A 26,183-nucleotide genomic window follows, 5' to 3' on the forward strand; every position below is an offset into this window, starting at 1 on the left:
CAAAGGGGAGAAACCGGTGATGATCATGCGTCCACGTCCGCTATCCGTTTGCCTGCGCCGCCTGTTGTTCGGTGGCACGGTACTTCTGCTCGGCACTCATGCTGCCGTCGCGTTCGCTGACGATCAGGCACAGCCGTCGCCGCAGGACAACCCAACTTCGGGCGCCAGCGGCACCACCGCCAATCCCGACAAAGCCAAGCTGCTTGGCAACGTCACCGTGACCGCGCAGAGCCGCACCCAGGAAGTGCAGTCGGTGCCGATTCCGCTGCAGATCATCACCGCCAAGCAGATTGATACGCTGGCCGCGACCGACCTCAGCAAGATGGACATCTTCGTGCCGGGCCTGGTGGTCAGCGCCAGCCAGCCGACCCAGCCCACCTACGAATTGCGCGGCATCAGCACCGGCAACTTCGGCGTCGGCACCGAACCCGCCGTCGGCGTTTACGTCAACGGCGTCTACGCCGCGCGTTCGGGTGGCGCCTTGCTGGCTTTCAACGACATCGCGCGCATCGAGGTGTTGAAGGGTCCGCAAGGCACGCTGTTCGGCCGCAATGCCGCAGGCGGCGCCATCTCGATCGTCACCAACGAGCCGACCGACAAGTTCGAGGGCGACGCGCGCGTGCGCATCGGCAACGAGGGCCAGCGCTACGGCGACGCCTTGCTCAATATCCCGATCAACCAGGACATGGCGCTGCGCCTGAGCGTGCTGGACAACCAGAGCGACGGCTGGATCAAGGACGCCGCCACCGGCAAGCAATACGGCGGAGAGAACCAGTGGGGCACCCGTGCGGTGTATCGCTGGAACGTCACCGACGATACCCGCGTGCTGCTGTCATGGGATCACGAAAAGCTCAACCAGGCGCCCGAACCGGCTATCGGCCTGATACCGCTGTCCAGCGACACCAACCAGCGCGCGCCGTTTCCGGCCGATCCGACGACCTATCTCAACCCGCTGCACGCGCCGCTCTACAACGATGCGATCGGCGCGAAGGAAACGCGCCGTTTCGACGGTGGCACGCTGTCGATCGATCACTCCTTCTCCTGGGGCAGTCTGGTGTCCACCACAGCCTGGCGCGGCTTCGATACCGTCAATCTCGGCGATTACGATGGCACCAACCATGTCGTCACCTATCTCGACACGGCCAACATCGAACACAACAACAGCTGGTACCAGGAGTTCAAGCTTTCGGGCAACAACGACTTGATGGACTGGGTGAGCGGCGTCAGCTACTACCAGGAACAGGCGCGCCAGCAGAGCCAGACCAATACCAACACCAGCAGCCTCGACACGCTGGCGCAAAACGTCCTCGGCGTCGGTACACCACTGACCGATATCAGCAACGCGCTGGCCTCGTTCGGCCTGCCCTTCAGCCTGCTCGGCTATCCCTGGCACGAGGGCATCAGCAATAACGGCAACTTCAAGGCGTATGCCGCGTTCGGTGACGTGATCTGGCACGTCAACGACAAGTTCAACATCACCACCGGCCTGCGCTATACGCGCGACGAGAAAGAGTTCAGCTGGTACAACATGCCGCGCAGCGCGCCCGCGTTCGATGGCGTCATCACCGGACTCAACGGGCTTGGCATCACTCAGATGCTGCCGCCCCAAGCGCAGGCGGCGCTGGCCGCGTTCGGCGGCAATGTGATCTTCCCCACCTTCGTGGGCATACCGGTATCGGAAAGCAACACCTGGAACAATTTCAGCCCCCGCGTCGTGGCGGACTACAAGTTCACGCCCAACGTGATGGGCTACGTGTCGTTTACCCGAGGCTACAAGGCTGGCGGCTACAACAGCGTGGAGATCGGCTCGCGTTTCGCACCTGAAACGGTGACGAACTATGAGGCCGGCATCAAGAGCCTGTTCCCCGACCAGAACCTGCTGCTGAATGCCTCGATGTATTACTACCGCTACAACAATTTGCAGTCGCTGGCGCTGGACCCGAACAGCGCCGGCTCGGCCGTGCCGGTCTACATCGTCAACAGCAGCAACCAGGAAGCCAAGGGCCTGGAGCTCGAAGCCCAGTGGCAACCGATCGACAGCTTGCGAATCAGCTTCAACGGCGCCTATATCGATGACACTTATCGCAATGCAACGGCGCCCGACGGCACCAACCTGAACGGTCAGCCGACCGGCACGCCGGAGTTCTCTGCCGCCGCCTCGCTGGCCTACACGTGGCATCATGTGGCAACCGGCGATGTGGAGTTCGACCTGTCGCAGGCCTACCGTGGCAAGACGCGCTGCAATTCCGATTCGCAGGTGCAGGGCCAGTGCAACATCAGCCCCAACTTCCAGGTCGGCACCAGCCAACAGCGCACCGACGCCCGCTTGGGCTGGAGCGCAGCTGGCAATCGCTGGGGTGTGGCACTGTATGGCACCAATATCTTCAACAAACGGTACGTGACGGGCGTGAACAACATCAGCACCAGCGTGTTCGGCACACCGTTCGGCAGCATTTCGCCGCCCCGTGTGTGGGGCGTCGAATTGCATGCCAAGTTCTGACCTGACATGAGCGATACCAGCCAGTCTCTCAACGCTACCCTCACCCGCCTGCGCGACGCGCAGGCGGGTGACCCGATGCCGGTGTGGAGTGTGCGCGCCGCCCGCCTGCGCGCTCTGGAGAAGATGCTCAACGAACAGCGCGATGCCTTCGCCAAGGCCATCAGCGCTGATTTCGGCCACCGGCCGGTCGAAGAGACCGAACTGCTGGAGATCTACCCGAGCCTGTCCAACCTGCGTTACTCGCTGCGCCGGGGACGCCGCTGGATGCGACCACGTCGCGGGCTCGCCAATATGGTGTTCCTGCCCGCGCAAATCTCGCAGCTGCCGCAACCACGAGGCGTGATCGGCATCATCGTGCCGTGGAACTACCCGATCTTTCTCGCCGTCGGCCCGCTGATCGATGCCCTCACCGCGGGCAACCGCGTGATGCTGAAGATGAGCGAATACACGCCGCGTTTTTCGGCGCTGTTCGCCGAGCAGGTGGCGCACTATTTCAAGTCCGACGACGTGGTGGTGGTGACGGGCGACGCGGAGGTTGCACAGGCGTTCTCGGCGTTGCCGTTCGACCATCTGCTGTTCACCGGCTCGACGGCGGTCGGTCACCATGTGATGCGCGCCGCCGCGGCCAATCTCACGCCGGTGACGCTGGAATTGGGTGGCAAGTCGCCAGTCATCATTGGTCCCACCGCGCGACTGGAGCACGCCGCCGAACGCATCGTGGCGGGCAAGCTGTTGAACGCGGGCCAGACCTGCATCGCACCCGACTACCTGCTGGTCCCACGCGAACGTGTGGCGGATTTTGTCGGTGCCGCTCGTGCGGCCGCGGCGCGGCTGTATCCCTCGCTGGCTACGCAAGGGCAATACGCCACCGTGATTACCGACCGCCAGTATGAGCGACTGGCCAAGCTGCGCGACGACGCCGTGGCGGCGGGCGCACGCCTGGAGCCACTCAGCGATGCGCAGGAGGATGCGTCGCGTCGCCTGATGCCGCCGGTGATCCTGACTGGCGTCAACGACAGCATGGCCGTGATGCAGGATGAGATCTTCGGCCCGCTGCTACCCCTGCTGCCCTACGACACGCTGGACGAAGCGATCGCCTACGTGGCTGCGCATCCGCAGCCACTCGCCCTGTATCTGTTCGAGCAAGACCGGGCCACCATCGACCGCGTGCTGTCACGCACCCATGCGGGTGGTGTCACCATCAACGACACGATCTACCACATTGCCCAGCATGACCTGCCCTTCGGCGGCGTTGGTCCCTCCGGCATCGGCGGTTATCACGGCGAAGCCGGCTTCCGCACGTTCTCGCATATGAAGCCGGTGTTTCACCAGTCGCGCATCAATGGTGCCGGCATGCTTAGCCCGCCCTACGGCTCGCGCTTCCGCCGCATGCTTGGCCTGTTGCTACGCCACGGCTAAAGCTCTAGCTATATAAGTGGGAGCGGCTTCAGCCGCGACAGCCGTTCACTCGATCGCGGCTGAAGCCGCTCCCACTCGCCCATACACCCATAAAAAAACCTCCCCGCTCGCGCGGGGAGGTTTTCCTGTTTCGCGGCGTAGCGCGAGTTAGAACTTGTACTGGGCCGAGAAGCTCAACAGGTTGCCGTAGTCGTCCGAGCTACCGGTCAGCACGTCGCCGGTGGAGCTGGTCGCGTTGATGGTCGCCTTGTTCACGAAGATGTGCGCGTACGAGGCGTTGAGCACGAAATGCTCGCTGGCCTTGTAGCCCACGCCGAACGACACCAGCTGGCGGGTGCCATCGGGCACGCGCGGGTCGCGGGTGCTGTTCTTCGTCGGCGTGGTGTCGACGGCGAGACCGGCACGCAGGGTGACTTTTTCATTGAGGTAGTAATCGCCACCGACGGCCGCGTACCAACTGTTCTTCCAGTTGAACTCTTCCACGGTGGCCGGCTGCGCCGGGTTCGCATAGTTGACGGTCAGGTTCTTGAACACGTCCCACTTGGTCCAGGACAGATCGGCACCGATGCCGAACTTCTCTTCCTGATGCCAGTAGCTGGCGGTGGCCGTGGCCGGCGTGGTGAACGGCGCGGTGCCTTCGGTACGGGTGAACGGCACGCCACCGGCGCCGGCCAGCAGTGGGGCTACGGTCGGGCTGGACAGCAACGCCTGCACATTCGGCGGCATGCTGAAGTTTGCCGTGCCGGTAAGCGTGTGCGAGATCTTCGAGCGATAGTCGAAGGCCAGCTTGTCGTTCGAGGTGATCTTCCAGTACGCGCCGACCTGGTAGCCATAAGCCCAATCGTCACCCTTGATGCGGGCGATGCCATCCGAGCCCGGCGGGATGATGGTGTTGACCTGCTGGCCCAGCGCCTGGGCCTGGGCCGGCGTCAGCGCGCCAGCCAGCGCGGCCTGGTTGACCAGGCCCAGACCGACCGCGTTGTAGTTGATGGCGCTGGTCAGTTCGGCCGAGGTGCGCTGCGCAATGCCGCTCACGCCCAACGCAAAGTTATCGGTGACGTCGTAGGACACCGACAAGGTGGCGTCCAGCGAGGTGAACTGCGATTTGATGGCGTTGTAGCGGCCCATCCAGTTCTGCTGGTACTCGGTCTGGAAGCCGAACGGCACGGTGAACGCGCCACCGATGTGCCACTTGTCGTCGATCTGGGTGGCAAAGAACAGCGCCGGGACCGGCATGGTGGTGCCGGCGTCGCCGCCGCTGCCGCCGCTGATCGGGCGACCGAGCGCGTCATGGGCGGAACCGCTGAAGGTGGTGCCGAAATTGATGGCGGTAACGTCCGCCTGGAAGTACGTGCCCTTCAGGTCGGACATCGCGGCCGGGTTGTTGGCCACGACAGACACATCCCCACCCGCCGTAGCGGAACCGGCGTAGGCGCGGCCCATGGCGGCGGCACTGTCTTCATGCAACTGGAAGGCGCTGGCTTCGGCGCGCTGCGGCGCAGCCAGCGTCCCCAGGATGGCCAGGCTCAGCGCAGCAAGCGTGAGCGGACGGCCCGCACGTGAAAATTGACGGAAAGACATCTGCATCAGCATTGCTCCTGCTTATCGTTGATCTGGCTCGGGTCGTAGCGGGAGGCTTGACGATGGCGCTGAATTCATACGCGCGTTTAACACCCCCGGCCGGCACTTTGCCGGCTCGCCGCGGGGCTTGCAAGTGCAGTCGCAGCAAACCTTCAAGGGGATGAACACCCATGTCGCGTGTTCGTGGGCGTTAGCCGAAGATCGCGACGTTCAGGTCGTGACGGGGACGTCAACGCCTTGGACTGTTACCCTTGCAGTCCGTACCGATGCCGGTGCGCCCTCCTTAACGATTCTCTGATGGGTGCCCCCTCATGCACTGTTTTGTCTATGCCAGCCAGCGCAAGCCCGACTCCTACCTGTGGTTGGGTCGCCGCGACGACTTCAGCACCCTTCCCGACTCGCTGACCCAGATGCTCGGCGAATTGCGCCTGGTGCTCGAAGTGGAACTGAACGACCAGCGCAAGCTCCCGCATGAAGATGCCCAGCAAGTGATGGAGCATTTGCGTGGCCAGGGCTGGCATCTGCAGCTGCCACCGCAGCAGACGCTGGGCGCTGCCAATCATCTTGCCTACAACAGCGCACCGCAGGATCGCAGTCGCGATCGCTGAACGTTCAATTTCATTGGCGCTGTTAACACGGGATTACCGTCTGCCCTCGTAACGATTCCTATACTCCGCGCACATGGCCTACTCAAAAACGCGTCGCCCGCCCCCGCTGCTGCAAGCACTCGCCTGGTTCGTGCCTGGACTGATCGCCACAGCGATCGCCGCGCTCGGCGCGCACCCGCTTGCACTGATCCCGCTGCTGATAGCCAATGCCTTGACCATGGCGGCGGTGTGCCACGCCATCGGCTTCGATCCGGAGCCACATTTTGGACGCACCGTGCTGCGGCGAGGCGCGGCCTACCTGGTGATGTTCAGCGGCTACGTGGTGCTGGTGTTCCTGCTGGTCGCCTGGCCGATGCTCAGGTTGAACCAGGCGCCAAGCCTTAGCGCGGCGCTGCTGCTGGCCGGCGCGCTGATGGTGGCACTGACGGCGCTGTGGCGCGTCTGGCCCGCCTTCGGGCTGGTCTATGTATGGGACGACGCCTATCCGGCGCAAAGCGACGGCTCATGGATCTTTACGGCGACCGCACGCAGCCTGACGTTTGGCCGCCACCTGTCGCGCGAGGAACGCTTCTTCACGCACTTCCTTCCGGCGGCGTTCTCGCTGCTGGTGCTGGCCTTCGTCGCCGTCGCGCTGACCGGGCTTTATGGCGTGCTGCCATCGGAGATGCGCACGGCTGCGCTGGCCATCTACGGCGTCGTGTTGATGCCGTTGGGCTGCCTGGTGATCGCGAACCGCACCTTGCGCGCCCTGTTGTGCGAAACGCGGCGCCCACTGCGACGTCCATCTGCCGGCGTGGTCGAGCCGCGTCCGCCCGCCCCAGCGCCGAAGCCCGCGCCGCAACTGAGCGAGGAAGAGCGCACCGCGGGCACGCCCGAACAGGCACACGCCCTGCTGGCCGCCGTGCGTGACAGTGACATCGAGCGCGCGCTGGCCCTGGTCGAGGCCGGCGCCGATCCCAACACCATGGCGGCCAGCGGCGAACGCGATCAGCGCCCCGTGCTGACCCTGGCGGCCCTGCTGCCCGACACCAGGCTGTTGCGCGCTCTGATCGCCAAGGGTGCCGACGTGAACCGCGCCAGTGGCGGCCTGACTCCATTGCTTGCGGTGACCCGGAACAGTTGGCACGGCCGCGCCGATGCGGTGATGACCCTGCTGTCCAACGGTGCCAGCCCGCTGGCGGCGGACAGCGAGGGCAACACACCACTACACGGCGCGGTGCTCAGCGGCGAGCCGATCGTGGCTGCCATGCTGCTTGACGCCAGTGCCTCTATCAATGCGCTCAACAAGGCCGGCCTGAGTCCGCTGGCCATCGCCTGCCGCGCGGCCAACTGGCCGGTGGCGAAGTTCCTGCTCGAACGCGGCGCCAAGCCGAACCCGCCCGATGGCGAGCCGGCGATCGTCGCCGCGGCCGGCGTGGCCGACGACGATGTGGAAGGCGTCAAGCTGCTGCTCAAGCATCGTTCCTCGGTCAACGCCGTGTGTGCACGCCATCGCAGCGCGCTGATGGCCGCCGCCGCTGAAGGCCACGAGCAAATTGCGCGTGCGCTGCGCACCGCCGGTGCCGACGTGGGGCTCACCGATCGCCACGGCAGTACCGCCCTGATGGAAGCCTCGCGCGCCGGTGCCGTGGGCATTGTGAAACTGCTGGCCGAAGTCCAGCCCGATGCGCGCGTGCGCGACAGCCATGGCCGCGACGCGCTGACCCTGGCCTGCCAATCGCCGCATGCCCACGCCGACATGGTGCGCGCCCTGCTCGCACTGGGCGCCGAGCCTAAGACGGTGGGCAGCGACGGGCGCAGTGCGCTGGACCACGCGGCCGCGGCCGGTCGCTGGGACCTGGTCGCCCTGCTCGACCCGGAAACCCCGCTTCCCGCCAGCCTCAGCCGGGACGCGCTGCCGGAAGGCGCCGACACCCCCGCGCACCTGCTCGACGCGCTGCGCTTTGGTCACTGGGCCATCGTGTCCACCTTCGCGGCACGCGTACGCGAATGGCCGCAGGCGCAACTCGCCCAGCTGTATCTGGATCTCGCTGCACCGGGCCAGGGCGCGGCACGGCGTTGGTTGCTCGATCACGCCCTCGATCCCGAAGCGCGCCTGCAACCGCAGCTGGTCGACGATGCCGACACCATCGAGGAGCGCGAGCAGCCACTGCCGCCGCTCGGCCGCCGCTTGTTCGACGCCTTGCTGCAACAGCTGCCGGCGGCCACCGAGGCGGTGGAAGACTTGCTGCAGGCGGGCGCGACGCCGGCCGGTGCGGGCCTGATCACCCAGGCCTTGCTGCGACTGGAAGACAGCGTGCAGGGCGCGGCGCTGCCGTTGGCCATGCTTGAGCGCGGCGGCGATCCGTTCGCCCCGGATGCGCGCGAGCGCACGCCGGTGCACCTGGCGGCCACCTTTGCACAGCCCGCCTTGCTGCAAGCGCTATTGGCGCGCGGCTGCGATCCCAATACCCGCGACCATCACGGCCGCACGCCGCTGTTTGCCGCGTTGGAGCATGGTGAACACGCGCTGCCACTGGTGCGCGCGCTGGTCGCGCATGGCGCCGATGCCGAGGCGATCGATGCCAATGGCGAAACCCCACTCGGCCTCTCGCTGGAACATGCCGCGGTGGAGCGCTGGTTGAACTGGGGCGACTGGGCGCGCCCGCGTCGACCGCTACGCGCCGACGATCTGCCTCAGGCCGCGGCGGCCGGCGCCCTGGCCGCCGTCGAACGCCTGCTGGAACTCGGCTTCGCCGCCGACACGCAAGACCAGCAAGGCGCCACGGCACTGCTGCACGCCTGTGGCGCCGGTCATCGCGAGATTGCCGCCCTGCTACTGGATGCGGGCGCAGACGCATCGCTGGCCGCCAACAACGGCATGACGCCGCTGACCGCAGCGGTCGGCGCCCGCCGCGAGGCCTTGATCGCGCTGCTGCTGCAGCATGGCGTCAGCGTGGACCAGCGCCTGCCCGGCGACGCCACGGCGCTGATGATTGCCGCCGCCATGGGCTATCCCGAGATCGCCGAGCAACTGCTGGAAGCCGGCGCCGATGTGAACGCGGTCGACGCACGTGGCCATGGCGCCCTGCACGCCGCGGCGCAGTTCGGCTTCGAGCACAACGACAGCCTGCGCGCCCGCCGCCTGTTCGATGCACTGCTCAAGCGCAGTGCCGATGTAAGCCTGGCGGACAAGGAAGGCAAGACGCCGTTGTTATTGCTCCTGGGTGCGCACCTGCGTCCGGGCAGCGACTGCGATGCGACCCATATCGGCGCCCTGGTGCCGGTGTTGCTGGATGCCGGCGCCTTGCTGGGACACGCGGATCAGCGCGGCGTCACCGCCTTGCACGCCTGTGCCATGCATGCCTTGCTGGCACCGGCTCGTGTGCTGCTGGCGCGCGGCGCCGACCGCCAGGCCGCCGATGCGTTCGGCCGTACCGCGGCCGACGTGGCCCGCGCCATCGGCTACATCGATATCGCTCACGAACTGGCGGCGCGTACCGGCTCGTCGATGCCCAGCGTGCGACAGACGTTGCGGCAACCCGCCCAGCCGTCCGACTGAAGCGCATTTTCGGCCAGCTTCCTGGCCAACGGCTCCGGTCGTGGTGGCAATTGCCGCCACGACCGCACCACCTGATCCAGTCCGATCCGGTCGACGCGCTCAACTTGTGGCAACCCGCCCAGCACGGTGACGGCGCTGCCGACGCCACTGCGCGGCGCCCACTGTGACGGCCAGCGATTCCCGAACAGGACCACCAGCGGACATCCCACCGCAGCGGCCAGGTGCGCCGGCCCCGTGTCGACCGACACCATGCTGTGTGCGGTATGCATCACCGCGCGCAGATAGCCCAGCGGCAAACCGTCCTTGGGCACGATCACCTGCGGATGATCGGCCGCTGTTCCGATCGCGGTGAGGTAGCCGGCCTCGGCCGCCGAACCGCAGAGCAGTACGCTCGCATGCGGCATTTCCTGCAGCATGGCGCGAGCCAGTCCAGCCCAGCGTTCGACCGGCCATGATTTGTCGTCATCCTCGGCCTCGCGCACGCCATTCCAGCGCAGGGTCCGCTTGTTGGCGGGCTGCAGCAGCACCAGTGGACGGCCTTCCAGACCGCGCTCCGCGATCCAGACGCGCGCCCCGTTCTGCTCTGCCTTGGTAGGTAGCAGCCTGGGTGCGCTCGGCAGACCGGGCCCGACACTAGGCACATCGTTGAACGCTGTCGGCGTTTCATCCGCAAATCGCATCAGCCAATCCACCCAGTGCTCGTCCGGGTGCAGCGGGAGGTCTTCAATAAAGACGCAATGGTCGGCCGGAATCGCGGCCAGCGAAAGCATCGGGCGCACCTTGGTGCGGGTACGTACATCGGGCTCACAGATATAAATCGGCGCCCCGCGCATGGCGCGCATCGACAAAGCCGTGCGCAAGCGCTGCGGATTGAACCAGAGCGAACCGTGCTGCTTGTCGAAATGCCTGACTTCGGCGACGTCCTCGTCGCCCTCGTACAACACGCGTGAATAGTCGCCCAACGATACGAGGATGCATTTCTCGCCGTAGCGACAACGAAGCTTGTGCAGCAAGGGCTGCAGCAGGATGGTGTCGCCAAGTCGGCCGAAGCGGATGACGACAGGATGGGCTGGCACGCGCGAATTCATGCACGAAAAAGCCGGCGTCGGGCCACGCCCGATCCCGGAAGCGATCCGTCCCTCGACGGCAGGACTTCCCGGCGGAGCTATCTTTCCCCATCCGCGTCGAAATGAGTTGCGAACACGGCGAAAGTTGCCACGCCGGCCCTACGTTTACCGGAACACGCACGGGGCCGAGATTTGCGGGACACCGGCCAGCGTGCATCGAAGACACTTGCGACGATGAAGCTTGCTACGTCGGTACCTTCAGTGACTAGGGCGTGACATCCTTGTCATCCGGGGTGACGCCGGTCGGGCGCTTGCGCTCGCGCGCTGGCTCCGGCTCGGCATCGGCCTGGTACAACTGGTCGAGATCCTTCAGCGCTTCGCGCGTAGTCTGCACGATGCGCGCGTCGTCGTCATACACCAGGTACTGCCGCTTGAGCAGCTCCGCATCGTGTCGACGAAAGCGCTCGACGCGGTCGGCCGCCAGCTCGGGCTGCATGCCCAGCGCCTCCAGTGTCTGCCGCGTCATCTTGAGGCTGGAATACAAGGTTTCGCGGATCGGCACATCCACGCCAAGATCCATCAGGCGCCACGCGTGCTGGCGATTGCGCGCGCGGGCGACGATCTTCAGCTTTGGATACAAGCGGCGCACCACACGCGCCGTGCGCAGGCTCGCCTCGGGATTGTCGAGGGCCAGCACGAAGACTTCCGCCTGGTCAATCTGCGCGGCACGCAACAATTCCGGCCGCTCCGGATCGCCGTAGAAGATGTTCTTGGCAGCACCGAAGCGCTGCACCAGATCGATCTGCTCGACCGAATGGTCAAGCGCCACGAACGAGATGCCTTGTGCGCGCAAGACGCGTGCCACGATCTGGCCCATGCGGCCGTAGCCGGCAATGATCACTCTTGGCGAGTCGGCCGTGATGGTGTCGAACTCACGCGTCTTCTTCGGCTTGGTGCCGAACACCCGGCTGCACAGCACGACCAGCAAGGGGGTCAGCGCCATCGACAGCGTGATGACCAGGACCTGCAGGTTATGCTGTTCGGCGGTGATCAGGTTCTGCTCGTGCGCCAGCTTCAGCACCACAAACGCAAACTCGCCGCCGCAGGCCAGCAGCACGGCCAGGCGCAAGGCATCGCGGCGATCGAGCCCACCCACGACTCTGCCCAGCGGCCACAACAACACGCCCTTGATCAACATCAGGCAGCCGACCAGGATTGCCACGCGCGACGGCTGGTGCAGCAACAAGGTGACGTCCATCGACATGCCGACGCTGATGAAAAACAGGCCAAGGAGTAGCCCCTTGAACGGCTCGAGATGAGATTCCATCTCATGTCGATATTCCGAATCGGCGAGCAGCACGCCGGCCAGGAAGGCACCCAGCGTCGCCGACACGCCCACGGCCTCCATGATCCAGGCCGTGCCCATGACCACCAGCAGCGCCGTGGCCGTGGATACCTCCAGCGAATCCGTCTTCGCCACGAAACGGAACACCGGTCTCAACAGATACCGACCACCCACCATCACGGCGACGATGGTGCCCACCGTCCGGGCGACTGCCACGAGATCGAAACCGTGCTTGCTCGAGGCGCTGGCTAGCAAGGGCACGGCGGCAATCAGGGGAATCGCCACGAGATCCTGGAACAGCAGTATGGCGAACGCCTGGCGGCCATAGGGCGAGCCGGCCTCCTTGCGCTCGGCGAGTATCTGCAAACCAAAGGCCGTCGATGAGAGTGCCAGGCTGCCACCCACGATGGTCGCCGCGTTCACCGTAAGGCCGAACAAGTAGTAGCCCGCGGCGCCGATGACGACGCTGGCCGCCAGCACCTGCAGCACGCCGGTACCGAACACGGAACGGCGCATCACCCACAGACGCTGTGGCGACAACTCCAGGCCGATCACGAACAGCATCAGCACGATGCCGAACTCGGAAATGGTGGCCACGCCGGCGGTGTCGTTGATGAGGCCCAGCTCCTGCGGACCAATCACGATGCCGGCCAACAGATAGCCCAGCACCGAGCCCAATTTGAATCGCTTGGTCAACGGCACCGCGATGACGGTCGCCACCAGGAAGATCAGCGCCGTCTGCAGAAATTGGCGGCTATCCATTCGCGCGCTCCGTTCGGGGAACGGCCATTATTCCACGCCGTTGCATTCGACGAGCCGAACTCAACGCGCTGCGCCGATGTGACACCTCGGCGTAACGGTGCTGTCCATCACAGGTGTAAACCCTGCCACTGCTGCGCAATGATGTTCGCCAGGCGCTCGACGGCCGGCGACGGCTCGGCATCGGCACGATGCAGGTATAGTCCCAGCGTGCCGAGGGCAGGCAGGCTCGTTTCATGCGGTGCGAGTGCGCGCACGCTTGGCGGCAAGCCAAACGGGGTGCGCAGCGACACCCCCAAACCGGCCGCCACCGCCGCCCAGGTGCCGGCCAGGCTGGCGCTGGTGAAGGCGATGCGCCAGGGCATGCCGGCGTGATCGAGCGCTGTGATCGCTGCCGTACGCATGAGACATGGCGCTTCCAGCATCACCAGCGGCAGTGGCTCGCTGCGATCGCGCGTCCTCAAACCGTCGGCATCCGGGCCGCCGATCCACAGCAGCGGTGCATCGCCCAGCCGTTCGGCATGGGGCGAGACCGTCCCCGTGTCCCAGGCCAGGGCGAGGTCGAGCCGCCCGGAGGTCACCCGGTCAAGCAACTCCACGTTGCGCGCGATGCGCGCTTCGATACGCACCTTGGGATGCGCTCGTGCGAAACGTCCCAGCACTTCAGGCAACAGGGTTTCGCCAAAATCCTCTTGCAGGCCTAGCCGGACCCAGCCTTCCAGCTCGACGCCGTGGAGCGCCGCGGCAGCTTCGTCATTGAGTTCGAGCAGGCGCCGCGCATAGGACAGCATAGTCTCGCCGGTTTCGGTCAGCACCATGCCGCGCCCCGATTTGCGCAGTACGGGCGTGCCGACCTGGTCTTCCAGCTTCTTGAGCTGGGCGCTGACGGCCGAGGTGGAGCGCCCAAGCCGCTCGGCCGCCTTGGCAAAGCTGCCCAGCTCGACGCCGGCAACAAAGCTGCGCAAGACATCCAGATCGAACGTGACACGTCGCATAGATCATCCCATTGCGCGGGAAAACGAGCGCAGACGCTCCCGATTTTCACCCAGAGATTGCTGCCCGGCGCGGGCTGCCGTCAAGCGAAACCGGTGATCGATCGGCCAACGAATCGAGATGCCCCATGCCGCAGCGACGGGAGACACGCGTTATCGGGGCGCCGCGGCCGGAGCGCCGGAGAGGTAGTACTCGAAATACGCCACGCTCACCGTCGGGTGCAGTACCCAGAACGCAAGCACCGCATAGAACACCAGCAAGGCGACGATGAGCAGTGGATAGATCCGGCTCAGACGACCCATGATTTCACCGCCATCCACGCTATGTACATATAGGCCAGCCCCAGCACGAAGATGGGCATGAGCACGATCATGGTCGCCCGCCGACTGATCACGTTCGCCAGCACCAGCAGGATGGGCGCCTGCCACCAGATATAGCGTGGCATCGACTGCAATCCCGTCCACAGCGGAATCAGGGTGCAGAACAGCGAGAACAGGCCAAGCGTCAGGCGACGGGTGAAGATCAGGAACAGTGAGGCGCCCAGCGCAAGCACCGACATCGACGCCCAGATCAGACGGATCTTGCCCTGCTCAAACCCGCCGACAATCACCGACAGCGGATTGCTTAGCGGGCGACCCCAGGCCTTCTGCACGTGGATAAAGGCAAGCGCGTCGCCGGTGACGGCATGCAGGTGCAGCATGAACAGCGCGATGCCCAGAGGAATGAGCAGACCGCCCAGCACCATCTCCAGCTTCTCCTCGCGGCTTGCCGGCAGGAAGTGCTGGGCGACCACGATGGCGTAGGGAAGCACTACGAAAATTCCTGGCACGCGGGTGGCCGACAGCAAGGCACCCACCAGACCGCAGGCCAGGTATCGACGATCCTTCAGGAACACAAAAAACACGCACGTCAGCAGCAGGAACAGCGGCTCGGTGTATCCCGTATTGCCGTAGACCGCATACGGACTCAGGGCGACGATCAGTCCCGCACAAAGCGGCGGCACCTGCTCGCTGTATCTCGTCGAGAACTCGATGAAAGCATAGATGGAGAACAGGAAAAGAACTTTCCCGAGCAACACCGACGCCAACGGGATCGACACGGAAGTGGCCGCGTTTGTCAGCAGCACCAGCAACGGAAACAGTGGAAAGAACGCCCAATTGGCCTGGTGGTTCGCGGCGGTCGCCGTCGGTGCGTAGCCGTGCAGGGAAATGCCCGCATACCACTTGCAGTCCCAGTAGCAGACGTCCAGCACATGGCGGTGAAACACGAAGGCAACCACCAGCTCAATCAGCTGATGAGCCGCGAAAAGTCCCACGGATAGCCACAGGGCATAAAGGCGCTCGTGACGCCTTGAGCCCTCCCCTTCGAGCATCATTGCGATACATCCCGGTGGAATCCCCTGGCCATCATAGCCGCCGGGAGCGGCCTTCGAACGCCGGAAGTAGGTGGCAAGGGGCTAGCGCCTGCTTTCTCTGTAGACGCACATCCCGACCAACGGCCCAATCGGTCGAAGACCATCCCGTTTTTCGGGATCAGTACTCAAAAAATTCCCGCTTTTTTTGCATGAAATGATTGGCCTACAGTGAAATCCTTCGAATTCACCGGGCAAGCGCGACATGAACGACGACACCGGCCAGCGCAGGCGCGCACGGGATCGTGATGCCGGCCGGAACACACTGCTCGAGCTGAACGCGCTTGCCACGTACCACGCCGGCTGGCCGCGCACCGTCTGCCGAGGTCACGCGGCAGGTCGCCCCGATGGAGCCAGTTCGCCATGATCGCGATGCAATACAGCTTCGTGCTGCCCGCCGACTACGACATGGCGATCGTCCGCCAGCGCATCGCCAGCAAGGGACATCTGCTGGACGATTTCGAAGGCCTGCATCTCAAGGCGTACCTCTATGCCGAGCGTGGCGCGACCTCGCGGGACAACCTCTACGCGCCGTTCTATTTGTGGCAGGACAGCGCAGCGATGCAGCGCTTTCTCGGCAGTCCCGGCTTTGCTGGCCTGACCCAGGCCTTTGGCTGGCCAGCCATCCAGTGCTGGCCGGTATGGGACGCCTACCTGATGCCGGAATCGCGCCACGCTCGCTACGCTTCGCGGGATATTGTCCGCATCGCGCCGTATACCGCCCTGGATGTCCTGCGCCAGCACGAACACGAGACGCTGCAGAACGATGTCGATCGCGGCGCACTGGCCGCCGCCAACGCGTTTGAGCCCACCACCTGGACCCAGGTCCGCTTTCGCTTGTGGGATGAGCCAAACGCCGCTCTCGCTGCCGAACATCGCCAGCTTTACCAGGTCGGTCACATCTCCCAACCGCAAGCCCACAGCTAGGGATCTCCTGCCATGCCTCTCGTTCGCATCAGCCTTCGTCGCGGCAAGTCGCCGCAACACATCGCCGCCCTTCGCAACGGCATCTATCGCGCCATGATCGAGGCGTTCAACGTGCCGCAGAACGACCGCTTCATCCTCGTGCAACAGCACGACGCCGACGAGTTCGACTACGACGCGAACTATCTGGATATCCCGCGCAGCGACGATCTGGTGATCATCCAGATCACCTGCAACAACACGCGCACCGTCGAGCAGAAGCAGGCGTTCTATGCGCGCATCGCCGAGCTGCTGAGCGCCGAACCCGGCTTGCGACCCCAGGACGTGTTCATCAGCCTGCTGGAAACGGCCAAGGAGAACTGGTCGTTCGGCAACGGCATCGCGCAGTACGCGTGATGTGTGTGAACTTACTCCCTCTCCCCTCTGGGGAGAGGGAAAAAACGCGCGCCGCCTACTCCCCGCGCAACCACCGCGCCGCGTCGATCGCGAAGTACGTAAGAATCGCATCGGCACCCGCACGCTTGAATGCCGTGAGCGATTCGAGCACCACCGCTTTCTCGTCCAGCCAACCGTTTTGTGCGGCGGCTTTCAGCATCGCGTACTCGCCGCTCACCTGATAGACGAAGGTGGGCATGCCGAAGGCGTCCTTGACCCGACGCAGCACGTCGAGGTACGGCATGCCGGGCTTGACCATCACGGCATCGGCGCCTTCGCTGATGTCGAGTTCGATTTCGCGCAGCGCTTCATCGCTGTTGCCGACATCCATCTGGTAGGTGTGCTTGTTGCCCTTGCCCAGGTTCGCCGCCGAGCCCACCGCGTCGCGGAACGGGCCATAGAACGCCGACGCGTACTTGGCCGAATAAGCCAGGATGCGCGTGTGGATATAACCGGCACCTTCCAGCGCATCACGAATCGCGCCAATGCGGCCATCCATCATGTCCGACGGCGCCACGAAATCCATGCCCGCCTCGGCCTGCGCCAGCGACATCTTGATCAGGGCCTCGATGGTCGGCTCGTTCATGACGTAGCCGTCGTCGTCGATCAGCCCGTCCTGCCCATGCGTGGTGTACGGGTCGAGCGCCACATCGCCGATCAGGCCCAAGTCCGGATACTTCGCCTTCAAGGCACGCGTGGCGCGCTGCATGAGACCCTGCGGATTCCACGCTTCGCGCGCATCCTCGGTTTTCACCGAACCACCGGGCGCGGGAAACAAGGCGAGCGCTGGTATGCCCAGGCGCACGCATTCGCCCGCCAGCTTCACCAGCTCGTCGATGGACAGACGCTCAACACCCGGCATCGACGGCACCGGCTCGCGCTGGCCCTCACCCTCGATGACGAAGGCGACCATGATCAGGTCGCTGGGCAGCAAGGTGTGCTCGCGCATCAGGGCACGGGAAAAGGCATCGCGGCGCATGCGACGCATGCGGACGGCGGGGAAGCTCATGGGCGGACTCTCGCGTAAGACATCGCAGCATTTTAGCGCCACTCGCGCTGGCAGCCTGTAGGGCCGGTTGACGCGGTCCCTGAGACCACCAAACCGCACCATCCATGAACGGCGCCGCCGCGCATCACCCAACTGACACGTTTGCCCATGCAGTCTGTCCCCGCCCACCAAGGAGTCCCATCCATGAGCACGACTTCCGCCCGTCGCAAGCATTGGCCCCTGGCCGCTCAGGCCCGTTACCTCGGCCCGCACGAAGGCACGGAGCCTATCGACGTCACCGTGGTGCTGCGCCGGCGCGGCGACCAGCCCATGCCCACCGCATGGCCACACAAGTCGGTGCTCCGACGTGAGGATTTCGGCGCGCAATGGGGTGCCGATCCCGCCGACGTGGACAACGTGCGCGGCTTCGCGCGGCAGCACGGCTTGCAGGAAACCGCATGCGAACCGCATCGACGCGTGGTTCACCTGCGTGGCACGCCGCAGGCGTTGCAGCAGGCGTTCGGCGTGACCCTGGGGCGCTATCAGTTCGATGACGGTGGCGCGCTGATGCTCGGCTGCCACGGTCAGCCGACCTTGCCGACCGATCTCTCCTCGCGCGTGATCGCCGTGCTGGGCCTGGACAAGCGGCCCGTGGCGCGTCCCCACATCCGCCGACCCGCGGCGCAACCGTCGGTAACCTATACGCCATTGCAGCTTGGCCAGCTCTACGATTTTCCGGCCAACACCGATGGCAGCGGCCAGACCGTGGCCGTGCTGGAATTGGGCGGCGGCTACACCCAGGCCGACTTCACCCAGTACATCCAGGGACTCGGCATCAAGCAGGTGCCCACGGTTACCCAGGTATCGGTGGCCGGAGGCACCAGTCAGACCGGCAGCGATGCCGACGGCGAAGTGATGCTGGACGTGGAAGTGGTCGGCTCGCTCGCGCCGGGCGCCGCCATCGCCCTGTATTTCGCGCCAAATACCGACCAGGGTTTCTACGAAGCCATTTCGCAAGCCGCCCACGACACCACTAACCACCCTTCGGTCATCTCGATCAGCTGGGGCGGCCCCGAAGACAGCTGGGCGGCAGCCTCGCTCGCCGCCATGGAATCCGCATTGCAGGACGCGGCGGCACTGGGCGTCACCGTCACCGTGGCCTGTGGCGACAGCGGCTTCACCGACGGCGAAAGCGATGGCAAGGCGCACGTCGACTTTCCCGCCTCCAGCCCTTACGCCCTGGCCTGTGGTGGCACCAAGCTCGTTGCCACTGCCAGCGCCATCCAGAGCGAGACCGTGTGGAACGAACTGGCAAGCAACCAAGGCGCCACCGGCGGCGGCGTCAGCGCCAGCTTTGCCCTGCCCACCTGGCAGAGCTCATCGAAGGTGCCCAAAGGTGCCAACAACTTCGTGGGCCGCGGCGTGCCGGACGTCGCCGGCAACGCCGATCCGACCACGGGCTACCAGGTACGCGTCGATGGCACCGACGAAGTCATCGGCGGCACCAGCGCGGTGGCCCCGCTATGGGCTGCGTTGATAGCGCGCTTCAACCAGCAACTCGGGCATAGCCTCGGCGATCCGCATGCAGCGCTCTATGGCATTGGCGAAAGCGCGTTCAACGACATCACCGTGGGCAACGACGGCTACTTCAAGGCGGCCAAGGGCTGGGACGCCTGTACCGGCCTGGGTACCCCCAACGGTGCGGCGCTGCTTGCGGCGTTGGCGGCCATGGCGCCGGGCGCCGCCTGACGGATGGTTAGCGACGCTCGAAGAGACCTTCGAGCGTTCCGCGCGCAAGCAGTTTCCCCTTTAGTGCCTCAACCAACTCATCGCGGCGCGCACCCTGCTCGAGTCCGGACGGCCGACCCAACGCGAACAGCTGGAACACGTAGCGATGTGTGCCGTGCCCTGGCAGGGCGCGCGGCCCGCAATAGCCAAGGTGGCGAAAGGTAGTGAGACCGAACACGCACGGCGCGCCATCAAGCGCGCTCAACGCACCATCTTCCAGGCGGTTCAAAGAAGGATCGATGCCTGCAGCGATCAGATGAACAAACGGTCGCCGCAACGGTGCGTCCGGGTCCTCCATCACCAGTACCAGCTCCATCGTAGCTGGCGGCAATGCCGACCATGCCAATGCGGGGGATACATTGGCACCCACGCCTTCACCGGCGTATCGGACAGGAATGGTTCCCCCCGCGGCGAAAGCCGAACTCGCGAGCTGCAATGCTTCCTCTCTGGATTCCACCGGCAACTCATGGCAAAGCAGGCGCTGATCACCGGCGCGGCGTCCGCGCAGCAAGGTACCGAGAAGACGTGCAATCACTTGGGTGACGCCATGTCGTGAGGGGACGACAAGAGAACCACAGCACGGCGCTCCTGCTCCAGTGCCGCAACTTCAGGTCTCCTCAGCCACCACATTGCGCAAGATGCCGATACGCTCAATGTCGACTTCACAGATATCGCCGGCCTTCATGAATACAGGCGGCTTGCGCGCATAGCCCACACCCGATGGCGTGCCCATGACAAGCACATCGCCCGCGTCCAGCGTCATCGCGTCGCTGAGCAAGGCGATGGTCTGCGCCACGCCAAAGATCATGTCGCTGGTCGACGCGCGCTGCATGACGATGCCGTTGAGACGCGTCTCCAGCATCAAGCCCGTCGCGCCCAGCGGCAGTTCGTCCGCCGTGACCACCCACGGGCCGAACGCGCCCGTGCCGTCAAAGTTCTTGCCCACCGTCCATTGCGGCGTGAGCAACTGGTAATCGCGGATCGAGCCGTCGTTGAAGACGGCGTAGCCAAAGACGTGATCTAGTGCCGTCGCCTGCGAGATGTGCCGTCCCCCGCGGCTGAGTATCACCGCCAGCTCGCCCTCGTAATCGAACTTGTCCGAGACACGCGGGCGGATCAGGTGCTGGCCATGGCCGATCAGGCTGGAGGCAAACCGCGCGAACAGTGTGGGATAGGCGGGCGGCTCGAAGTCGAACTCGTGGGCATGGTCGCGATAGTTCAGGCCAAGGCAAACGATCTTGCCGCTCTGCCCGCAAGGTGGAAGAAACGTGACGGCGGCGAGATCGACGCTTTCACCGGTACGTAGATCGTCAGCGGCGCGGGCCAGCTCGCCCGCGCTCTTGCGGGCCAGCAACGAGATGGGACCCGGATAAGCGGTCTCGCCCACGAAGCGCGCGCGATATCCGCCATCGATGTCGATGGCTACACCTTCGCGGTCGCCTTTGATGAAACGAAGGAATCGCATCACGGCTCTCCTCTGAGGAAGCTCCACACTTTAGAACGGGTACGCACCCATCGCACGCCAATCGTCACCAGGCCGAACGGCACTGCACGGACTTAGACCGTTGGTACAGGATGCCGCATCGCATCGGCGGGCGGCCGCTGCGGCGCATGGGTATTCAAAAAGGATTGGGAGGCATCACCGATGGAGGCATCCGGGACTTCGGAAGACCTCTCACCACGTTCGTCATCCCAGCGGCTCTCAACAGCCTGATGGCTGGTCAAGCTGGGATCCAGCGCCTCTACAGCCTTGCGCCAAACCCCAAGTCCAAGTCACTGGATCCCAGCCTTCGCTGGGATGACGAGCGAGAGGGATGACGAGCGAGGGGAATGACGTACCCCGGGGAAGCTTTTCGAGGTGCCCATGATGGGTCCAGCCAACCGACTCCCAACCCGATATCGAGCGACCATGGATGCCCACCTTTCGCCTCACCGAGAACACTTCATACGAGGCAGGCGGCTCGCCTACCGCACGGCTGGAGACGAGGACGGCGAGCCGGTCGTACTCATCCACGCGTTCGCCAGCCAATCCACCAGTTGGGCCGAGGTGGCCGGCGCGCTGGCGCGGCGAGGATTCCGGGTCATCGCCCCGGATCTTCGCGGCCACGGGCGCAGCGCCTGGGCCGACAGCTACGCGCTGGAGGATTTCGAGCAGGACCTGATCGACTTGCTCGATGCACTCCAGCTGCAGCGTACGAGTCTGGTCGGTCACTCGCTGGGCGGGCACCTCGCCCTGCGACTGGCCATGCGCCTGCCCGAGCGCATCGATCGACTGGTGATCGAGGCAGCACCGGTGCCACCCCGGGATGCCGCCGATGCGTTACTGCTCAAAGCCATGCAGGCGCAGCCCTCATGGTGGAGGTCCGCCCAAAAGCTGGGTGCCGCACGCGTGGCTCGACTCTGGCTACTCAGGGCATTCGACTTTCGCTCGGCGCGCACCGTGCTGCCGGCGCTGCGCTCGCCGATGCCGCACTGGTGGCAAGGGCTAGACCGTGTAGACACGCCCTGCCTGTTGCTGGCCAGCCACAATGATGGCGCTGTCACGCAGCGAATCGGCCTGCTCTCCGCCCGACTCGTCCATGCCTGCACCCACTACCTCGGCAACGGCCATCGCTTGCACACGGAGCACGCCGAGGCATTTCTGGATGTCGTCCTGCCGTTCCTGACCAGTAGAGCTCCGCTGCACACGCGCATTTGTGAGGGTGCCCATCGAAGCTGAATCCGCCGGGCCATCTCCCAGGCCGGCGAGTGGCCACCTTGAATACGGTTGCCATAGTCAACGTGGCGACCTGTCCCAGCTCTTTGCACGATGGCAGACATCACCAGGCTCGGCTTATGCTGGGTTCCAGCAATACTGGCATCCGCCTCAACCAGCGCAATGGCTCATCCACTGCCCGTTACACACATCGGAGCACCATTCATTGAGCACACCCTCATCCACTGGCAGCCTGGCTTGCGTCGGCATCGGCATTACCCTGGGCTCGCACATCAGCCCGCTCGCCCGCAGCCATATCGAAAGCGCGGACGTCGTGTTCGCCGGCGTCTCCGACGGGATCGTCGAACTCTGGCTGCAGCAGATGCACGCGGACGTGCGCAGCCTGCAGCCTTACTATCAAGAAGGTAAGTCGCGGAAACAGACTTACCGGCAGATGGTGGACGCCATGATGGCCGAAGTGCGTGCAGGTAAGCGTGTATGCGGTGTGTTTTATGGCCATCCGGGCGTGTTTGCTTGGGCACCGCACAAAGCCATCCAGACGGCCAGGCAGGAAGGCTTTCAGGCGCACATGGAACCGGGTATCTCGTCGGAGGACTGCCTCTACGCCGACTTGGGCATCGACCCTGGCACCTACGGTTGCCAACATTACGAAACCAGCCAGTACATGCTTTATCGACGTTGTATCGATCCAAGTGCCTGGTTGGTGCTGTGGCAGGTGGGCCTGGCCGGCGACCAGACGAGCAAACGCTTTGCCACCGGCGCCGCCTACCGTCAGGTACTGGTCGACGTGCTGACACGGGACTACCCGCTGGATCATGAAGTCATTATTTATCGCGCCACGACGCTGCCCATCCAATCTCCCCGGATCGAGCGCATGCCTCTGCGGGCTTTGCCAGAGGCCGATCTGACCATGTCAGACACGCTGGCCGTCCCCCCCTGTCGCTCCATGCAGGCAGATCCAGAGATACAAGCGCGCCTTACCGCTCTGGATGCTGGCTTGGCAGCCGAAGCGGCCATCCCGGAGCCGATGACCTAGTCCTTCGATCCGCTGGTCCGCAACACCTGCAAGTAGACGTCTACGTATATGATCGAAGTCCCGCGAATCCTCTGAACGGGACGCGGGTAATGGGATGTCTAAGGAAACAATCAACTATCGGAGGCAGGTCCAATGTTTAGCGTGATTGAATTTCTGGAAAAGATGGGACGCGATGCTCAGCTACGCCACGCCTCGCTGGACGAGGTCGCGAAGGCGCTGGAAGTCGCCGGCGTAGAGGCCCCGCTTTGCACGGCCATCCTTGCCAAGGATGCTGCGGAACTGCAGGCGTTGCTGCATCAAGGGCCGCTCTATTGCATCCAATCGACTGGCACGGACGACGAAGAGAGCGAAAAACGCAAGCGCCAGGCGGCCGGCGAGGAAGATGAGCAGGAAGGTCGCAAGGGCGACAAGACCAAAGGGACTCAGCACAGCCCCACTATTACGGCTTGATTCCATCTCAAGCTGACCTGATTCAGGGTAAGTGGCCAGTTCCAAAGGCACTGAAACTAGCTTATTGCGCGAAGTCGCATTACACGGGCACAGCCGCAATAGCTGTGCCCGTTCGAGATAGGGTCTGTTGTGGAGCCCGCTCAAGAACACCGCCAGTCGCGCCGATGACGGCTGGTCAGAGCCGAGTATTGGCCCTAGACATAATTTGCTAAAAAGCGGGCTATGATCGCGAATGGACACCGGTCTCCAGGAAGGGGGGGCCGAAGCAAGTGGATAAACGCAGTTCTGCAACCACTAGGGGGAAAATCTAATGTTGAGCGTCATCGACTTTCTCGAAAAAATGGGCAAGGACGCGCAACTGCGTCACGCCTCGCAAGACGACATTGCACAAGCCTTGGCGGACGCAGACATCGAGTCTGCGCTCGGGGCAGCCATCATTGCCAGAAGTACCTCCGAACTCTATGCGCTCCTAGGTCAGGGGCCGATGTTCCATGTCCAGATGGATCCCGGCAAGGAAGACGAGGAAGAGGATGAGGACGAAGAGGGGGATGAGGGTGAAAAGCCCTCGTCAGAGATGCGTCAGCAAGTGGAAGTTGCCCCTGATGATTGTGTTGCCGTCGCAGTGATTTAAGTCTGCGATGCCGTGGCAAGGCAACATGGGCCGCAAGCCGCTGGCAGGATTGTTCCTGACCATTGGCGTGTCTGTAGGCACGGCCGCTTTGGCCGTGCCTACGGCAGATGACCCTGCGCAACTACTGGAACGTGCGGAAGGCGTAAGGACGTCCAATCACTCTGAGTTCGTGAGCATCCTCAAACGGCTTGACCAACAGGCCGCAGGCCTGTCTTTGGAACAGCAATGGCATCTGCGGTACCTCGACGCCTGGCAGATGGCCTTCGACGGAAATTACAGCAAGGCCGGAGCAGCACTCAAAGCGATTGAAGATCAATCGCCTTATGCGCCGCTAAGGCTCCGCGCTACTGCAACGCAATTGAACATCCTTGGCTTCGGGCATCGTTACGAGGTTGGTTTCGCGCAGTTGGATCGACTGGCCAACCTGCTGACTCAGGTCAATGACAAGGAGGCCCGCTTCTACGCCCAAGGTGAGGCAGCTCAGTTTCTCATCATCGCCGGCCAATACGACCTGGCCAGCGACTATGCCGAGCAAATGTTCGAAAACATTCCGACGGGGAGGAGCGCCTGCAAGGCGACCTACATGAAGCTGCATGCCCTCTTTCACGGGGGCGCCAACCGAGTGCAGCAACAGGAGTTTCAACAAGGCATAGACACTTGCACGCACGGCGGTGAATCGCTGTTCGCCAATGCCTTGCGCAGTGACCTGGCTGACCTCGATATCCAACTAGGCCAGGCGGCCAACGCGATTGAGCTGCTACAGGGTCATTATGCAGAGGTCGAGGGATACCACTACCCGGCACTCATGGAATTCTTCAATATCCTGCTGGCGAAAGGCTATTTGAAGCAGGGCGACCTCGACAAGACACGCAAATTTGCGCTCGCCACGATCGCGAACGGTGTCGAGAACGAATACAGCGAGCCGCTAAGTCAGGCATACGACTTGCTGTATCGACTTGAAACGCAGCAGGGGAATATGCGTGCGGCGCTGACGTACCACGAAAAGTTCATGGCGGCAGACAAAGGCTATCTGAATGACGTCAGCGCGCGGGCACTCGCCTATCAGACCGTCAAGCAGCAGCTGCTCGCCAACAAGTTGCAGGTCGACACGCTGAACAAGCAGAACAAGATTCTGCAACTCCAGCGCGAACTCGACCACAAAGCCGTGGAGAACGGTCGCCTGTATATCGCGCTGCTGCTGATGTTTCTTGCCTCCATCGCACTATGGCTCTATCGCCTCAAACGCTCGCAATTGCGCTTCAAGCGACTGGCTCAGCAGGATAGCCTGACCGGGATCTACAGCCGCCAGCACTTTGTCGATGCTGCGGAGCTGGCTTTGCGACAGGCGGCAAAATCCACACGAAGCGCCTGTCTGATCCTGATGGATCTGGATCATTTCAAATTGGTCAACGATACCTACGGTCATGGAATCGGCGACGCCGTGCTAAAGCGCACCGTGACTGCCTGCCAGGGGCATCTACTTTCGCACGACGTATTTGGCCGTCTCGGAGGCGAAGAGTTTGCGATTCTGTTGCCTGAATGCGGACCGGCCCAGGCTCGGGATAGAGCCGAACGTATCCGCATGGCCATCGCCGCCACTCCCGTGGACGGCGAGACCCGCGACGTGGTGATCTCCGCGAGTTTCGGTGTCGCGTCCACTGACCGCAGCGGTTACGAGTTACGCCAGCTCATGATCGATGCCGACAACGCGCTCTACCGCGCCAAGCATGATGGGCGTAACCGCGTGGTCTATGGCGAGCTCGGCGATGTCTCCACGGGTCCCGGGGCCGATACCGGCGGGCACGGGGTGAACGGCGACTTGCACCCGATGCCGCCGCACACCGGCGCCGTTAGCTGACAACCAAGCCACGCGTCAGTCAGCGCGAGCGATCCAACAATTTGGGATCGGCCATGGCGGCCTGGGCCGACACCAGGCTCACCCATCCAGGCCTAGGCGTTGTGATAACGCGAGCGCGATTCGTGGTGGGAGC

General features: G+C 64.0%; 21 protein-coding genes. 12 read left to right on the forward strand and 9 right to left on the reverse strand.

Going from position 1 to position 26,183, the window contains the following annotated elements; translation table 11 throughout:
* Window positions 1-25 precede the first annotated feature (25 nt).
* Entirely contained in the window at window positions 26-2,500 is a 2,475-nt protein-coding gene (locus ACT01B_RS19405) for a TonB-dependent receptor (RefSeq protein ID WP_445144842.1), read from the forward strand.
* A 6-nt stretch (window positions 2,501-2,506) separates the two neighbouring features.
* Window positions 2,507-3,919, forward strand: a complete 1,413-nt coding sequence (locus ACT01B_RS19410) for a coniferyl aldehyde dehydrogenase (RefSeq protein WP_445144843.1) — start codon at window positions 2,507-2,509, stop codon at window positions 3,917-3,919.
* 147 nt (window positions 3,920-4,066) lie between these two features.
* Here ACT01B_RS19410 and ACT01B_RS19415 read toward each other — a convergent pair whose 3' ends face one another.
* Window positions 4,067-5,506: an OmpP1/FadL family transporter gene (locus tag ACT01B_RS19415; protein ID WP_445144844.1), complete on the reverse strand. Its 1,440-nt coding sequence runs from the start codon at window positions 5,504-5,506 to the stop codon at window positions 4,067-4,069.
* Window positions 5,507-5,811: 305 nt separating this feature from the next.
* Between ACT01B_RS19415 and ACT01B_RS19420 the strand changes: the two genes are divergently transcribed.
* Both ACT01B_RS19420 and ACT01B_RS19425 read left to right on the forward strand, forming a co-directional pair.
* A complete protein-coding gene (locus tag ACT01B_RS19420; RefSeq protein WP_445144845.1) occupies window positions 5,812-6,108 on the forward strand; it encodes a YcgL domain-containing protein in 297 nt (98 codons plus the stop codon).
* Between the two features lie 73 nt (window positions 6,109-6,181).
* The gene (locus tag ACT01B_RS19425) at window positions 6,182-9,649 is read left to right on the forward strand and encodes an ankyrin repeat domain-containing protein (RefSeq protein ID WP_445144846.1); all 3,468 of its coding nucleotides are present in this window, start codon (window positions 6,182-6,184) and stop codon (window positions 9,647-9,649) included.
* On the opposite strand, the gene ACT01B_RS19430 is transcribed toward ACT01B_RS19425, so the two are convergent.
* The 5 genes from ACT01B_RS19430 to ACT01B_RS19450 all read right to left on the reverse strand — a co-directional run bounded on the left by ACT01B_RS19430 (window position 9,568) and on the right by ACT01B_RS19450 (window position 15,188).
* Entirely contained in the window at window positions 9,568-10,725 is a 1,158-nt protein-coding gene (locus ACT01B_RS19430; protein ID WP_445144847.1) for a glycosyltransferase family 9 protein, read from the reverse strand. The two genes, ACT01B_RS19425 and ACT01B_RS19430, sit on opposite strands and share 82 nt — an antisense overlap.
* Window positions 10,726-10,981: 256 nt before the next feature.
* A complete protein-coding gene (locus ACT01B_RS19435; protein ID WP_445144848.1) occupies window positions 10,982-12,823 on the reverse strand; it encodes a monovalent cation:proton antiporter-2 (CPA2) family protein in 1,842 nt (613 codons plus the stop codon).
* Window positions 12,824-12,930: 107 nt separating this feature from the next.
* Window positions 12,931-13,815 carry a LysR substrate-binding domain-containing protein gene (locus ACT01B_RS19440; protein ID WP_445144849.1) on the reverse strand — a complete coding sequence of 295 codons (885 nt, stop codon included), beginning with the start codon at window positions 13,813-13,815 and terminating at the stop codon, window positions 12,931-12,933.
* Window positions 13,816-13,965: 150 nt separating this feature from the next.
* Window positions 13,966-14,115, reverse strand: coding sequence for a hypothetical protein (locus ACT01B_RS19445; RefSeq protein ID WP_445144850.1), 150 nt, complete (start codon window positions 14,113-14,115; stop codon window positions 13,966-13,968).
* Entirely contained in the window at window positions 14,103-15,188 is a 1,086-nt protein-coding gene (locus ACT01B_RS19450; RefSeq protein ID WP_445144851.1) for a hypothetical protein, read from the reverse strand. The genes ACT01B_RS19445 and ACT01B_RS19450 overlap by 13 nt, the downstream gene beginning before the upstream one ends.
* Window positions 15,189-15,587: 399 nt before the next feature.
* Between ACT01B_RS19450 and ACT01B_RS19455 the strand changes: the two genes are divergently transcribed.
* The gene (locus ACT01B_RS19455; protein ID WP_445144852.1) at window positions 15,588-16,151 is read left to right on the forward strand and encodes a DUF4865 family protein; all 564 of its coding nucleotides are present in this window, start codon (window positions 15,588-15,590) and stop codon (window positions 16,149-16,151) included.
* Between the two features lie 12 nt (window positions 16,152-16,163).
* Window positions 16,164-16,544 (forward strand): tautomerase family protein, encoded by a 381-nt coding sequence (locus ACT01B_RS19460; RefSeq protein WP_445144853.1) that lies wholly within the window; start codon window positions 16,164-16,166, stop codon window positions 16,542-16,544.
* A 55-nt stretch (window positions 16,545-16,599) separates the two neighbouring features.
* Here ACT01B_RS19460 and hemB read toward each other — a convergent pair whose 3' ends face one another.
* Window positions 16,600-17,592: a porphobilinogen synthase gene (gene hemB / locus ACT01B_RS19465; protein ID WP_445144854.1), complete on the reverse strand. Its 993-nt coding sequence runs from the start codon at window positions 17,590-17,592 to the stop codon at window positions 16,600-16,602.
* Between the two features lie 183 nt (window positions 17,593-17,775).
* On the opposite strand from hemB, the gene ACT01B_RS19470 reads away from it, so the two are divergent.
* On the forward strand, window positions 17,776-19,320 hold the full coding sequence (locus ACT01B_RS19470) for a S53 family peptidase (RefSeq protein ID WP_445144855.1): 1,545 nt from the start codon (window positions 17,776-17,778) through the stop codon (window positions 19,318-19,320).
* 7 nt (window positions 19,321-19,327) lie between these two features.
* Here ACT01B_RS19470 and ACT01B_RS19475 read toward each other — a convergent pair whose 3' ends face one another.
* Together ACT01B_RS19475 and ACT01B_RS19480 are read right to left on the reverse strand one after the other, a co-directional pair.
* Window positions 19,328-19,894, reverse strand: coding sequence for a YbhB/YbcL family Raf kinase inhibitor-like protein (locus ACT01B_RS19475; RefSeq protein ID WP_445144856.1), 567 nt, complete (start codon window positions 19,892-19,894; stop codon window positions 19,328-19,330).
* A gap of 72 nt (window positions 19,895-19,966) precedes the next feature.
* Window positions 19,967-20,824, reverse strand: a complete 858-nt coding sequence (locus tag ACT01B_RS19480; protein ID WP_445144857.1) for a fumarylacetoacetate hydrolase family protein — start codon at window positions 20,822-20,824, stop codon at window positions 19,967-19,969.
* Window positions 20,825-21,268: 444 nt separating this feature from the next.
* Here ACT01B_RS19480 and ACT01B_RS19485 point away from each other — a divergent pair, with 444 nt between their 5' ends.
* The 5 genes from ACT01B_RS19485 to ACT01B_RS19505 all read left to right on the forward strand — a co-directional run bounded on the left by ACT01B_RS19485 (window position 21,269) and on the right by ACT01B_RS19505 (window position 26,050).
* The gene (locus ACT01B_RS19485) at window positions 21,269-22,078 is read left to right on the forward strand and encodes an alpha/beta fold hydrolase (RefSeq protein WP_445144858.1); all 810 of its coding nucleotides are present in this window, start codon (window positions 21,269-21,271) and stop codon (window positions 22,076-22,078) included.
* Complete coding sequence (locus tag ACT01B_RS19490) at window positions 22,062-23,111, forward strand: SAM-dependent methyltransferase (RefSeq protein WP_445144859.1); 1,050 nt, start codon at window positions 22,062-22,064, stop codon at window positions 23,109-23,111. The genes ACT01B_RS19485 and ACT01B_RS19490 overlap by 17 nt, the downstream gene beginning before the upstream one ends.
* Window positions 23,112-23,243: 132 nt before the next feature.
* Window positions 23,244-23,561: a hypothetical protein gene (locus ACT01B_RS19495; RefSeq protein WP_445144860.1), complete on the forward strand. Its 318-nt coding sequence runs from the start codon at window positions 23,244-23,246 to the stop codon at window positions 23,559-23,561.
* Window positions 23,562-23,871: 310 nt separating this feature from the next.
* Entirely contained in the window at window positions 23,872-24,192 is a 321-nt protein-coding gene (locus ACT01B_RS19500; RefSeq protein ID WP_445144861.1) for a hypothetical protein, read from the forward strand.
* A 25-nt stretch (window positions 24,193-24,217) separates the two neighbouring features.
* Entirely contained in the window at window positions 24,218-26,050 is a 1,833-nt protein-coding gene (locus ACT01B_RS19505; protein WP_445144862.1) for a GGDEF domain-containing protein, read from the forward strand.
* Window positions 26,051-26,183 lie beyond the last annotated feature (133 nt).

This window comes from Dyella sp. Tek66A03, assembly GCF_052567735.1.

Bases quoted from the DNA above. Each gene is read 5' to 3' on its own strand.
- ACT01B_RS19455 (WP_445144852.1), top strand. From the start codon at position 15,588: ATGATCGCGATGCAATACAGCTTCGTGCTGCCCGCCGACTACGACATG.
- ACT01B_RS19405 (WP_445144842.1), top strand. From the start codon at position 26: ATGCGTCCACGTCCGCTATCCGTTTGCCTGCGCCGCCTGTTGTTCGGT.
- ACT01B_RS19425 (WP_445144846.1), top strand. From the start codon at position 6,182: ATGGCCTACTCAAAAACGCGTCGCCCGCCCCCGCTGCTGCAAGCACTC.
- ACT01B_RS19495 (WP_445144860.1), top strand. From the start codon at position 23,244: ATGTTTAGCGTGATTGAATTTCTGGAAAAGATGGGACGCGATGCTCAG.
- ACT01B_RS19460 (WP_445144853.1), top strand. From the start codon at position 16,164: ATGCCTCTCGTTCGCATCAGCCTTCGTCGCGGCAAGTCGCCGCAACAC.
- ACT01B_RS19435 (WP_445144848.1), bottom strand. From the start codon at position 12,823: ATGGATAGCCGCCAATTTCTGCAGACGGCGCTGATCTTCCTGGTGGCG.
- hemB (WP_445144854.1), bottom strand. From the start codon at position 17,592: ATGAGCTTCCCCGCCGTCCGCATGCGTCGCATGCGCCGCGATGCCTTT.
- ACT01B_RS19420 (WP_445144845.1), top strand. From the start codon at position 5,812: ATGCACTGTTTTGTCTATGCCAGCCAGCGCAAGCCCGACTCCTACCTG.
- ACT01B_RS19415 (WP_445144844.1), bottom strand. From the start codon at position 5,506: ATGCAGATGTCTTTCCGTCAATTTTCACGTGCGGGCCGTCCGCTCACG.
- ACT01B_RS19445 (WP_445144850.1), bottom strand. From the start codon at position 14,115: ATGGGTCGTCTGAGCCGGATCTATCCACTGCTCATCGTCGCCTTGCTG.
- ACT01B_RS19500 (WP_445144861.1), top strand. From the start codon at position 23,872: ATGTTGAGCGTCATCGACTTTCTCGAAAAAATGGGCAAGGACGCGCAA.
- ACT01B_RS19410 (WP_445144843.1), top strand. From the start codon at position 2,507: ATGAGCGATACCAGCCAGTCTCTCAACGCTACCCTCACCCGCCTGCGC.
- ACT01B_RS19450 (WP_445144851.1), bottom strand. From the start codon at position 15,188: ATGATGCTCGAAGGGGAGGGCTCAAGGCGTCACGAGCGCCTTTATGCC.
- ACT01B_RS19505 (WP_445144862.1), top strand. From the start codon at position 24,218: ATGGGCCGCAAGCCGCTGGCAGGATTGTTCCTGACCATTGGCGTGTCT.
- ACT01B_RS19470 (WP_445144855.1), top strand. From the start codon at position 17,776: ATGAGCACGACTTCCGCCCGTCGCAAGCATTGGCCCCTGGCCGCTCAG.
- ACT01B_RS19480 (WP_445144857.1), bottom strand. From the start codon at position 20,824: ATGCGATTCCTTCGTTTCATCAAAGGCGACCGCGAAGGTGTAGCCATC.
- ACT01B_RS19485 (WP_445144858.1), top strand. From the start codon at position 21,269: ATGGATGCCCACCTTTCGCCTCACCGAGAACACTTCATACGAGGCAGG.
- ACT01B_RS19440 (WP_445144849.1), bottom strand. From the start codon at position 13,815: ATGCGACGTGTCACGTTCGATCTGGATGTCTTGCGCAGCTTTGTTGCC.